Annotated in this window: 11 protein-coding genes; 6 read left to right on the top strand and 5 right to left on the bottom strand. The window is 58.7% G+C overall.

Translation table 11 applies throughout. The annotated features are described in order from the left end of the window. Positions 1-579 precede the first annotated feature (579 nt). The 5 genes from selD to U9R81_RS00760 form a co-directional block, all read right to left on the bottom strand. Positions 580-1,620, bottom strand: coding sequence for a selenide, water dikinase SelD (gene selD / locus U9R81_RS00780; protein ID WP_322493641.1), 1,041 nt, complete (start codon positions 1,618-1,620; stop codon positions 580-582). A 430-nt stretch (positions 1,621-2,050) separates the two neighbouring features. Then, positions 2,051-3,664, bottom strand: coding sequence for a PAS domain S-box protein (locus tag U9R81_RS00775; RefSeq protein WP_322493640.1), 1,614 nt, complete (start codon positions 3,662-3,664; stop codon positions 2,051-2,053). Positions 3,665-3,810: 146 nt separating this feature from the next. Further along, positions 3,811-6,588: a CHAT domain-containing tetratricopeptide repeat protein gene (locus tag U9R81_RS00770; RefSeq protein WP_322493639.1), complete on the bottom strand. Its 2,778-nt coding sequence runs from the start codon at positions 6,586-6,588 to the stop codon at positions 3,811-3,813. A gap of 38 nt (positions 6,589-6,626) precedes the next feature. Then, a complete protein-coding gene (locus U9R81_RS00765) occupies positions 6,627-7,676 on the bottom strand; it encodes a hypothetical protein (protein ID WP_322493638.1) in 1,050 nt (349 codons plus the stop codon). Beyond that, on the bottom strand, positions 7,639-8,121 hold the full coding sequence (locus U9R81_RS00760; RefSeq protein WP_322493637.1) for a hypothetical protein: 483 nt from the start codon (positions 8,119-8,121) through the stop codon (positions 7,639-7,641). The genes U9R81_RS00765 and U9R81_RS00760 overlap by 38 nt, the downstream gene beginning before the upstream one ends. A gap of 106 nt (positions 8,122-8,227) precedes the next feature. On the opposite strand from U9R81_RS00760, the gene U9R81_RS00755 reads away from it, so the two are divergent. The 6 genes from U9R81_RS00755 to U9R81_RS00730 all read left to right on the top strand — a co-directional run bounded on the left by U9R81_RS00755 (position 8,228) and on the right by U9R81_RS00730 (position 11,717). Next, the gene (locus tag U9R81_RS00755) at positions 8,228-8,671 is read left to right on the top strand and encodes a hypothetical protein (RefSeq protein WP_322493636.1); all 444 of its coding nucleotides are present in this window, start codon (positions 8,228-8,230) and stop codon (positions 8,669-8,671) included. A gap of 30 nt (positions 8,672-8,701) precedes the next feature. Further along, a complete protein-coding gene (locus U9R81_RS00750) occupies positions 8,702-9,412 on the top strand; it encodes a hypothetical protein (RefSeq protein ID WP_322493635.1) in 711 nt (236 codons plus the stop codon). 62 nt (positions 9,413-9,474) lie between these two features. After that, entirely contained in the window at positions 9,475-10,197 is a 723-nt protein-coding gene (locus U9R81_RS00745) for a hypothetical protein (RefSeq protein ID WP_322493634.1), read from the top strand. Continuing rightward, complete coding sequence (locus U9R81_RS00740) at positions 10,116-10,874, top strand: clostripain-related cysteine peptidase (protein ID WP_322493642.1); 759 nt, start codon at positions 10,116-10,118, stop codon at positions 10,872-10,874. The genes U9R81_RS00745 and U9R81_RS00740 overlap by 82 nt, the downstream gene beginning before the upstream one ends. Before the next feature lie 225 nt (positions 10,875-11,099). After that, entirely contained in the window at positions 11,100-11,339 is a 240-nt protein-coding gene (locus tag U9R81_RS00735; protein ID WP_322493633.1) for a hypothetical protein, read from the top strand. Between the two features lie 42 nt (positions 11,340-11,381). Beyond that, positions 11,382-11,717: a hypothetical protein gene (locus U9R81_RS00730; RefSeq protein WP_322493632.1), complete on the top strand. Its 336-nt coding sequence runs from the start codon at positions 11,382-11,384 to the stop codon at positions 11,715-11,717.

Below are 11,717 nucleotides of genomic sequence, written 5' to 3'. Positions count from 1 at the left end.
CGGCCTGTTCCAGCATCAGCCGGAACTGCAAGGCTTGGCTAGGGCTATCTTCGATGAGGAGAATATCAGGCGTATTCATAAAACGCTCCTTAACATATAGCGTCTCACGCCCCGTTATGATGGTTGCGCGAGAGCTCACGAGCGGCTGCTAAACGAAGGGGTATCGGGAACGGTTTCGCTATGCGAGGTAACTGGACGCGATATTGTCGCGAACCAGCAACAGCGCATGACCGGAAAGATGTGGAGAGATGACGTGCTTCCATATACGGCCTCGTCGCCGATCACCACCCATCCTGCCGGCAACCTAGCCGGTATGGATAGGAACTTCTCTGTTGTTAACTATGTTAGAATACAAACTGAGAACTAGCATTGAAACTAATCAACTCACTATTTCACTTTAGCAAGCAAAGAATAGCACTACTTTGCAACGGGGATGTAACGAACGGCAAGCTTTACAGTAATCAAAAAGTTGCGTTTTCGCAACAAAACCTCAATAGATAATTGTCTATTTGACACAGAGTATCAAGTTTCGGCAACTTTTCGGCTGGCAAGAGCGCAGATGAATCCAAAAACGTGTCGTTATTGCACAGCAATGCCTGTGCCGGCAACCACCTCGCCAATCTCCCAGAGCGGTTGGTTAGCGGCGGCGCACAGGGCTTGCAGGGTAACGGCAGCGGCGGGGGAAGCAGCGATCAGCAAACCGCCAGAGGTTTGCGGATCAGCAAGCAGGAGTTGTTGGGAGGGAGAGACCGTGGGGGCAAACGTGGTAAAGGCAGCGGCAAAATCGAGATTGCGGCGCAGACCGCCGGGAACCATGCCGGCTTCCGCGTAGCGCAAGGCGCCGGGCAACGCCGGCACAGCGGCAGCGTTGATACGGAGACCAACCTTGCTCTGGCGGGCGATCTCGGCAGCATGGCCGAGCAAGCCATAGCCGGTGACATCAGTGGCGGCATGCACCTCAACTAGCCCCATCAGCTCGGCGATATGGCGGTTGAGGGTGAGCATCGAGGCCGTGACGGCGGCAAGATCTTCCGCCGCAACCGCATTGCGCTTCACGGCTGTCGTGATCAGGCCGGTGCCGAGCGGCTTGCTCAGCAACAACCGGTCACCCGGCTGCGCGCCGGCTTTGGCGATGATCCGGCGCGGATCAACCAAACCGGTGACGCACAAGCCATACTTCGGCTCGCGGTCGGTAACGGTATGGCCGCCAACGACCACCGCGCCGGCTTCCGCCGCCTTATCAATGCCACCCTGCAAAATCGCCGCCGTCACCGCCTGATCAAGGTCATCGGGGAAGGCAGCGATGGCGAGGGCAATAACGGGCCGTCCGCCCATCGCGTAGACATCACTGAGCGCGTTGGCGGCAGCGATAGCGCCGTAGGTGTAGGGATCATCGACGATCGGCGGGAAGAAATCGACCGTCTGCACCAGCGCCAGCTCGCTATTCAATTGGTAGACTGCCGCGTCATCGCTTTCGGCCAAGCCAACCAGCACCTGCGGGTTAGCCGGCACGCGGAGCGCAGCCAGCACCGAAGCAAGGGATCCCGGCCCTAGCTTCGCCGCTCAGCCGGCGCAGGCAGCCAAGTTGGTGAGGCGGATGCGTTCGCGTTCGTCGGTCATTGCGATGGTTCCTTATGATCGAGCCGATAATTTCATGGTAAACGAAAAGGCGCAAAGATGCAAAGTCAGATGCGGCAATGAGACTGCCGCACTCCACTCCATACTAGGCGCTCGTTGTCATAGGCGGGAGGGGGGCGCTGCGACGTTTCACTTCCGCTCACTTGCAATTTACGACGCAGAGGGGGCAAAGGCGCAGAGATGGGAAACGCAAAGGCGCGAAGGAACGCAGAGAGCGCAAAGGGTTTTGGGTTGCCCCCCCCCACCCCAGCCCGCTCCCGCTGGGGGAGGGAGTCTGATGTCATTGCTGTGGGCGCGTTGCGCCCGCAGCAATCTCCCCCTGTGGCGGGATGGATGGCTCTTGGTGAAGGCGGGAGAGAGCGGTTTGTAATCGTAGCGATGCGGCAGTTGCACTGCCGCACTCCATATATGGTTAACACTTCACCAATACCTTCCGGCCATTCGTATACTGCGGCGCATACCGGCGGTTGAGGGCGAAGGCAATCCCATCTTGTAGTGTGGCCTTGATAATGATATTGTAAAACTCGATGCCAATATGGACGAGGGTCTGGGCAATTTCGGGACTAATGCCGGTCAGCACCACCTGCGCGCCAAGCAGATTAGCAGCCTGCGCCGCGCGGATCAGCGCGCCGGCGACTTGGGTATCCACCACCTTGACGCCGGTAATATCAATGATCGCCACGGTTGCCCGATAACGGTTAATGCCTTCCAGCAACGTCTCCATCACCTGCTGAGCGCGGGTCGAGTCAATCGTTCCGATCAAGGGTATCGCCACCACCCCAGCGGCAATCGGCAGCAACGGCGTACTCAGCTCGCGCAGAATAGCTTGTTGGGCTTGGATCACCTGCTCTTGCAGCACCAGCCGCTGCCGCTCCTCTTCAGCGCGCAGTTGCTCGGTGATATCTTGATTAATCGACGCATAGCCAACAATGCGGCCATTGCGGTTGCGCAGCGCCGGCACCGAGCACTGTACCGTGATGATCGTCCCATCGCGGTGGAGATAGCGTAAGGTGGTGCGGGCAATGCCGGCCCGCTGCGGCTGGCGAATAGCCGTTTCGAGCAGAGATCGATCGTCGGGATGGATGAGATCGAGCCACGCCTTGCCGGTCAACGCTTCGTAACCGAGCATTGCAGCAAAGGCTGGATTAGTGTAAGTAATGATGAGATCGGTATCGGTGATGCCAATTCCATCAGGTGCGTTTTCAACTAACAATCTGAAAGTGCGCAAACCCTCTTCTTGCAGGTGCAATTCGGTAATATCCTCATAAAACCCCAGCACGCCAATCGTTTCACCACCGCGCCGTAGAGGCAACTTCGCCGTGCGTAGCCAGATCACCGAACCATCGCCGCGAGTCAAGGTCTCTTCAATATTTAGCTTAGGGCCGGAATTCATAATCGCGCGGTCGCTATACTGGTAGATCGGCGCTTTCCTATGCCACGGCAGATCAAAATCGGTCTTGCCAATAATCTGCTTGAAATTGGAAAGACCGGCATCCTGCAACACCCGCCGGTTGCAACCGAGAAACCGCGACTCTTTATCCTTCCAGAACACCCCAATCGGCAAACTATCAATCACGGTATAGAGCATCTCACGCTTTTCGTGCAACTCTTGGCGCAACCGCTCTTGCTGCGAAATGTCGTGGCCAATAGACGTAAAGGAGACCGGATGGCCGTGCTCATCGTAGTGAATCGTCACCGACCACAGAAACGTGAAAATGGCACCGTTACGATGCACGATCCGATTCTCAATCTCAGCCGTGCGCAGACCCTGCTGCACCCACTCCCGCACCTGCTGCTGCAAACGTTCACGGTCAGCAGGATAGGTCAATTCCAGCACAGTCTTGCCCAGACATTCGGCGGGCGGATAACCGAAGTAGCGCTGGGCTGCGGCATTCACATACGTGATCACACCGTGCGTATCGGTTTCGGTGAAGAGCAGCGCCGCGCCATCGAGCGCCGCTTGGACACGTTGCAGACGGTCGATATCTGTAGGTTGCTCCGAGGCAGGTGAGGGATCGGCAAGCATAGGCGACCTCCGGCGGGTGGCGGATTATGGAAACACGTGGACATGCCGGTCACGACGATCTGGTCGCAACGTATTACCATTATGTATGACAAAGGTAAATATTGTCAATTCGTATGGACTTGATTAACGTTTCTTAACGAAAGGGGTTAAATAAGTCCGACCTGCCGCACCACTGCAAACGCCGCCCACAACGCCGGATGCACGCACGCAGGATCGGCCCGCAGCGCTTGTTGGGCTGAGCGCAATGCTTCCGGAGGCGATTGACCAGCATTGAGGGCCTGATAGAAATGGCGCATGAAGACGGCTGTCGCGTCATCGTTAATCTGCCACAAGCTGACGAGGATGCGGCGCGCGCCAGCGATCAGCAGCGCCGATTGCAGCGCCAGCACCGCGCCGCCGGTATCGATGCCGTGCGCCGTCGTGCAACCGCTCAAGACCGCGAGTTCGGTACCGGCGAGGTTGCGATTATAGCAATCGGCAATCGGGAACATCCTGCCGGCGAGTTGCAACCCGGCAAAGATGGTCGCTTCGGTCCCCAATTCGGTATGCGCGCTCAGGTGGAGGATGCGCGGCGGTTGGGGCAATGCGCGCAGCAGCGCGACCGCCGCCGGATCATCAACCGAAACGCGCGCGTCGGGCAAGGCAGCCTGCACTGCTGTGATCTCGCGTTCCACCGCACCCAGTTGGCCTTCCGCTGAAGCACCCACCACCAGCGGCGGGCCGGTTTCACCGCTAGGCGCCGGCATGCTCACCAGCATCCCGCTAGGAGTCTGCTCGATGAGATAGCGCTCATACCCGTAATGCGCACCGTCCCACAGCGCAGCAAACGGCACATAATGCAGCGGCGCGCAGGGCGCAATCAACAGCTTACCGGCTGGCGGCAGCAGCAGCGGCGCCAACAGCAGATCGTACAGTTTGCGTAGGATCGGCAACGTGGCCGGCAGCTTTGCTGCCCGCTGGGCAGGCAACAACGCCAACACTAAGTTCTGGTGAGCCTCGAGCTTTTGACACAAATGTTTCACTGTTTCAAGCGAGCCGAGCCACGTGGTCGTAATCTGGCCGTGCCGATCGAGGCAACACGCCAGCAGATCATTGTCACAGGCGAGATACTCGATCAAGAGATCGGCATCCATGCGGGCAGCAACCGTCGCCGGATCGACAGTAACGCTAACTGCGGCGCCGCCAGCGAGATCCATTGCGTGCAGGCGGAGCTGGTAGATCTGCGCTTCCAACTGAGCCAGCTCGCGCCGTCGTTCGGCGACTTTGGCCTCTTCATCACGTTGTTGGTAATACGCCGCTTCCCAGCGCAAGCGGACGATCTGCTGATGCAACGCTGCAATTTCCGGGTTTGCGAACTGGGGAAGCTGGCCGGCCCGGCGGGCTATCAGGTCGGCGATCGCACTGCCTTTGGCCCGCCACGCCGCGCACAAGGCGCGCTCGGGCTGCTGATGATCCGCCGCGATGCGGGCTAAGACCGGCAAGACATCATCGCGCTGCGCTTGGAAATCGGCGATCAATTCCTTGATGCTGAGCTCGGCGCGCAGGGCGTCATCGATGCGGGCCGCCGTTTCGAGATGCTCCGTCGCTGCCTTAGCATTGCTCGATGCGAAGAAGCGGCCCAACTCGGCATAGATTTCGCGCTGTTGCCAGATCAAGGCCGCCGCGCGACTTTGCGCCAGCGCGCGCTGCCACATGGCAAGCGCCATCGCGCGATCGCCGCGAAGCTTCGCCAACTGGCCAGCCAGCCGCAGCCATTTCACGTGCAGTTTCGGGGGAGCATCCGGCGGCAGATCGGCAGCCAGCTTTGCGCTGGCAACGTCAAGATGACCTCGATCCAGCGCCAGCCAGACTTGTTCGAGCCGGGCGTCAGCCGCTTCAACTGGCCGCTCAGCACACTGATCGAGAACGCCGGCCAACATCGCATCAATCTCAGAAGGATCACGGTCACGCCGGATCTTAGCGCCGGCCAACCCTGCCCGCGCGGCGTACTGCTGCAGGCCTTCGGCGCTAAAGAACGAGCGCGCTTGCTCGTAGACCCGGCGGGCAGCCCGCCACGCGCCGAGCCGGGCCAACAAGCCGGCCTCTTCGAACAGCGTGGCGGCATAATCCATCGGCACTTTCTGAAAGCCCGTCAATGCGCGCTTAAAAGCAGCGAACGCCGCCTGAAGACGACCGATAGCGCTGTAGTAGTTCCCTAAGTTCAGATCGATCCGAGCCAACGTCAAGGCGGGCGGCTGTGGCATTGCGGCTAACGTAGCGCGACTGACGAGGAGCAAGCCCTCAACCTCGTCGATGCGGCCAAGGCAGGCGAGGATGAGGGCTTGGTTGATCTTCGCTTCCGCAAATGCCTCGAAGAGCTGCACGCGCTCGGCCAACGCGGTAGCGGCCTCATTGATCGCCAAGGCTTCCCGGCAGCGCCCTTGCTCAAGTAATGAAAAACCGTAGTTCAGATCGCAACTGAGCTGATATTCGACCGCAGCATCGCCGGCGCGAGCGAAAGATGCTTTCGCCTGCGAGTACGCCTGATCGGCTTCGGCAAACCGGCCAAGAGTGGCATACACGCCGACCAGATTGCTATAGAGCCGGCCAACCGCGAGATAGTCAGCCGCCTGCACGTAGGCCGGCAACGCAGTGAGATAGCAATCGACCGCTTGTTTGGGTTCCTGATATGCCGCCCAATTCCCGCGCGCCCAGTTCGCCAACGCCCAAGCCAACGGCTCAGCGGGAAGCTGCCGGGCAACTGCGAGCGCGGCGCGGGTGAGACGTTCGGCTTGCTCGGTGTCGTCTTTGATTCGTTGATCGCTACGTTGTTTGCATTCGGCAACCACAGCGAGACTCAGGCGCGCAGCGTGCCGGCAGAGCCATTCTTCCCACTCGTCATCGGGCAGCGCAAGCAGTTCGTCAATCAGGCGGGCGGGTTCCATGCAATAGGCTGCCTCTCATCAGGATCAAGCGACCGTGGTCATGCACCTTCCCCAAGCTGGATCGGATCAATCACGATCTCTTTCTCAGGCAATACGACAGTTAGCCAGTACAAACCGGACGGGAGATCGCGCAGGACAAATGAACCATCTTCATCAATTTCACCCACCACCGGCGGCGCATTGTCGCGAGTGACGAACACCTGCTCGACCGGTTGGGGCAGCGGCATGCCATCCGGCAGACTCACTTCGCCGCGAATATTCCAGCGCAGCACGCCGGGAGCCTTGCGGGCAATGCTTAAGGCAATCAGCTCTTCTTGAGTGGTGTAAATGGGCGCATCGCCGCGCAGTTTCAAGGCCAACGGCGGGATTAAGACGGCCTGCACCAAACGCTGGATTGGGTTGGCCGGGGCCGGCTCATCGAACGGGACGGCATCCATCGCCTGCAACAGGTCGAGTTCCTCGCGGCACCGCCGGTACTGGCTGACGTGCTGATGAACGACAAGCGCCTGTGTGCTTTCGAGTTCACGCTCATGGTACGCAAGCAGGGTATCGACATCGGGGCAGGTGCTGCGGTAGAGGCGCGCTTCGATCAGAGCGATTTCGGCAGCCAAGCGGCGCGCGCGAGCCACACAAGCCGGATTGGCCTCTACCAACGCGCGCTGCGCGTCTGATAATAACCCTTCGACATAATCCAATAATGTCTCGTCATCAAGATCGCATGGGGTTTGCATACGCTCATCTCCTTCGTTACCATCATCCATCCGCGCTTCAAGGAATGACGGATCATCCGGTTTTCGGCCCGATGAGCGCGAAGAAGACGGGTCAGATTCGTTGCCGGATGAGGCCGAATCATTGCCCTGACCTTCATCTCTTGAGTCAAGACCGAACAGGCGGTGAAAGTTTGGATCACGGCGCAACCGCCGGCGGAGCGTCTGGAGCCGTTGATAGATTGCTTTTTCATCAGGAAACAGGTCAGGACGAAGCTGCAAGATCTCAGCCGGTTTAAAACCCTGCAGGAAGACAAGGTCAAACAGCAGCCGATCCGATTCCTCAGTGATAAAGCGATCGAGATATGCGAGAAGTTCCAAATACATGGTCAGGAACAGAGAAATGGGCAGCGGGCAAGGCTTGATCAAGCGCCGCTTCGTAAGGCTGCTTCGCTTTTTTCCGCCAAAACTGAAACACCGCATTCCTTACACACTTCCGTAAATACTCGAGGGTTAGCCCTAAATCACCAGTTGCAGTCAAGGAAGGATTGCTAGCACAGGCTTTAGACAAGCCAAGCCACGCATCATCAATGGCGGTTTGCAGTTCATGCTCGTCGAGTGACGGTTTTACCTTATTGACCCATTTGTAAAGCAACAGCTTAAAAATCGACACGATCTCAGTCCAAGCGTCTTGATCACCGGCGCACGCGCGCCGGAAGAGCGCCATACAACACGGCGAATATCGTTCGCCGGTGCTCCGAAAAGCGGAGCGCTCGGCTTGGCAACAATTGACGAGTTCGGCGAGCGAGCGATGATCCAGCGACATACCGGCTCCATGCGAGATAAGGCTATCGGTGGTTACGGAACTGTACCCATAACATATTTCATGATTCTGCGGGCGAAATCATCAGGCATAGCGAAGGAGGTTTTCGATGCGTTTTTCATGGCTGATATTCATCTGCATGATCGGGCTGATTGCGCAGATCACCCCGCCGGTGTTCGCCACCCCGCCAACGCCGGCCAACGACGAAGACCCTATTGTGCCACTGCCGCGCGGCTGCATTCGAGTCACGCCGCCGGGCCAACCGGAAGCGCCGTGTTGCATCAATGGACAGGTCTATCTCAATGGCGAGCCGGTGGCAGGCGCTGAGGTGATCATTCGTGATCAGAACGGGAATACGCCCATGCGCCAAATTACCCGCGCCAATGTCTTAAATGAAAGCATATACGAAACTGCGTTGCCAGCAGCGTTGCGCAATCAGACAATCAGGATTACCGCGATCTACCAAGGCCGCGAGACGACGGTGGAACACACCATCTTGGATGGCAGCCAACAGGTTAATTTGGTGCTGCCGCGCAACTATGCCACCGACTAGGCCTTCACTCGCTACTTCCCGTTCCCAAGCATGTTCAACGCAGTACACGCCATCGCGGTGGCGCCAAACGGCGATCTGATTCTCGCCGGCCGCATATCGACCGCCGTGATCGTCCAACTCAAGCCGGACGGCACGGTACGGCGGTCATGGGACTTGCCGAGCGGCCTTACCGAACCGATCGATCTGGCGATTGCCGGCACAACAGTGTATGTGCTCGATGCCGGCAGCAAGCAGGTCTACGCCTTTTCGACCGATGGCGCGCTATTACACCAGTTTACCGGTCTGGCCAGCGAACTAGAGAGACCAGTCGCCTTGGCGGTCGCGCCAGATAGCAGCTTCGTTATCGTTGACCGGAACTTGCGCCGGGTGGTGAAGGTGTCCCCCAGCGGTGCGATCGCGCGCACTTGGGGTGGCGAAGGCAACGGGTTTGGCCAATTCCAAGCCCCCGACGATATCGAGATCGACGAGCAGGGCCAGATCTACGTTGCCGACTTGACCACCAAAAAGGTACAGCAATTCTCAGCGGACGGCGTGTACCAAGCCACGTTTGCCCTGCCGCTCGACGGATTGCCAGTCAGCGGCAAGATCGAGGCCTTCAAGCTGCGGGCCGGCAATCGTTTATTCTTCAACGTCTTCGCGAACAACGCGCCATCGCCGCCGGGCGGACGCAACCATGGCTGCTCGAAGCATGGTTCCTGCTCGGCAGCAATACTAGCGAGGCACCCAGCGTATGGGACGTAGCCGCCAACGGTGAGATCTATACCGTCCACCCGACCAACCAACAGACTCGCCTCTACCGGCCAATGACTTATACCCGACCGATCGCCACGATCGTGTCGCTCTCCGGTGCCTCCCTTGACGACGGCCAATCGATCACGTTGATCGGTAACGGCGTTGACAGCGATGAAACACCGGAGATTAGCGACTATGAGTGGTGGTTACACCGGCCAAATGGTGATCCAGTGCGATTGCTAGACACGGCCAGAACGATCACGGTTAGCAACCTGCCGCAGGGGCATCTGGTCTCGTTGCGGGTGCGCGATAGCGAGGGCGAGTGGTCGCAGCGGGTTTACCAATACATTACGTTAAATACTATAGCACGGACAATGCTGCTGTACTTAGCCGGGGATTACAACGACACCACCCCTAACTGGATGGAGGCAGCGCTCAACCGGTTAGCACCCTTATTCAGCACCGGGACGCTGCGTAACGCCGCAGTGCGAGCGATCGCGCTGTTTGACGGCCCCGCCGACGGCGATACCAAACGCTACATCTTCGAGCCGGGCCGGAATATGACAGTTGAGAGTCTGGGTGAGCTGGCGATGGATCACCCGGATACGTTGCGCGCCTTTTTGTTGGAGGGCCAGCGCCGCTTCCCAGCCACCTACTACTACGTGGGATTGCGAACCACGGTCAAGGGGCTGAAGGAATTGCCTAGGACTATATCAGTGATCTGGCCGATAATCCCAATGACAACAACCCGGCTAGCGGGTCGAATGATGATGAAACAAACAGTGCCTACCTAACGCTGGCCGAACTCCGCCAAGCGCTCCGGTCGGGTGACGGGCTAGCGCCGATCACGATCCTCCACCTTGACGCCTGCTCAATGAACACGCTCGAGCTGGCCTACGATCTGCGCGACCACGTGAACTACCTGATCTCGTACCAGTGCCTTGGCTGGAGCAGTTTTCTGTACGATAGTTATGCTCAGATTCTCAATAGCATTATCGAACCGCGCGCCGCCGCCGTGCAGATTGCCGCGCGCTACGCCGAAGAGCATAACGACCGACGAGCGTATACGGTCTCAGTGCTTGATCTGAGCAGCGCCGGAAAGGTGAAGGAAGCTCTAGAGCAATTGGCTGAAAAGCTGATCCAACTGTACGACGATCAATCACACCCAACATTACACGCTATTCGCGAACAAGTCCAAACGTTCGATAGCAATATCAATGAAAGAATCAGCGACGGAATCAACCAATCGTACGAACCCTACGTTGATTTGAAGGATTGGGCCGAACTGCTACGCAATGCGGCACTCAATCCGGATGTCACTGCACAGGCAAACACCTTATTGAACGAGATCAGCAGCTTGGTGATTGACAACTTCTATTCTATGATGCACCCAATGCGAACGAGATCCGGCTCAATCGCGTCCACAGGGTTTCAATTGTCTACCCCCTCGCCACCCATTCGCGACTGCTAAGTAGCTACGTAGCTACGTCAACGACCGCCTGTTTACCTTCACCCAAGACTCGCAATGGCCCCGGTTTCTGCTCGTTCCTAATGTTCTATCGCTCAATCCGCTGCCCAATCCCGGCAACCTGCCGATCTTGGGACCGAACACGATGCGGGAAGTGCGATTGCACAAGGTTTACACGCCGCTAGTGTTACGCTGACGCCACGCACCCGTCACAGGCGGGGAGCAGGTATGCGCACCATAACGAGCGTAACGACCCTAACCCTCATCATCCTCACCATCGTGATGCTCGCGCGCGCGCCGTTTAGCGGCGCACCAGCGGCCAGCGTAACCGATGCCGATACCGCGCGCGAAACGCTGCCGGCGCCGCGCGGCGCAACCATTGCTGTTCATCGCGAACACCGGCCAGTACGATTCACGCGCCCGGTTTCTGGTGCAGGGAAGCGATCGCGCGATTTGGCTGGCCGATGATGGGATCTGGGTGACGGTGACCACCCTGAGACGGCGGCAGCGGTGAAGCTTTCCTTCCCAGACGCCAACCCGCGCGCGCGGATCGAGCCGTTCGGGCAGTTATCGACATCGGTGAACTATTTCATCGGCAACGACCCAGCCAACTGGCAGACCAACGTGCCGGTTTACCACGGGGTGCGCTACCGTGAGCTCTACCCGGGGATCGATCTCGAAATCAGCGGCGCTGGCGGGAAGTGGGAGTGGCAGTTGGTCTGCGCCGGCGGGCCGTGCGTGCCAGAGGCGCTTGGACAGGTGCGGCTGCGCGTAGATGGGGCCGAACTGCTGACGCCGAGTGGGGTAAAACCGGCGGCGGTCGCGCCGGAGCGGCCAGCCGGATAG

Source organism: Chloroflexus sp., assembly GCF_034435895.1.
Lineage (GTDB): Bacteria > Chloroflexota > Chloroflexia > Chloroflexales > Chloroflexaceae > Chloroflexus.
This window is presented reverse-complemented; position numbering and strand designations above follow the sequence as displayed.

Bases quoted from the DNA above. Each gene is read 5' to 3' on its own strand.
- U9R81_RS00745 (WP_322493634.1), top strand. From the start codon at position 9,475: ATGACTTATACCCGACCGATCGCCACGATCGTGTCGCTCTCCGGTGCC.
- U9R81_RS00760 (WP_322493637.1), bottom strand. From the start codon at position 8,121: ATGTCGCTGGATCATCGCTCGCTCGCCGAACTCGTCAATTGTTGCCAA.
- U9R81_RS00755 (WP_322493636.1), top strand. From the start codon at position 8,228: ATGCGTTTTTCATGGCTGATATTCATCTGCATGATCGGGCTGATTGCG.
- U9R81_RS00750 (WP_322493635.1), top strand. From the start codon at position 8,702: ATGTTCAACGCAGTACACGCCATCGCGGTGGCGCCAAACGGCGATCTG.
- U9R81_RS00775 (WP_322493640.1), bottom strand. From the start codon at position 3,664: ATGCTTGCCGATCCCTCACCTGCCTCGGAGCAACCTACAGATATCGAC.
- U9R81_RS00735 (WP_322493633.1), top strand. From the start codon at position 11,100: ATGCGCACCATAACGAGCGTAACGACCCTAACCCTCATCATCCTCACC.
- U9R81_RS00770 (WP_322493639.1), bottom strand. From the start codon at position 6,588: ATGGAACCCGCCCGCCTGATTGACGAACTGCTTGCGCTGCCCGATGAC.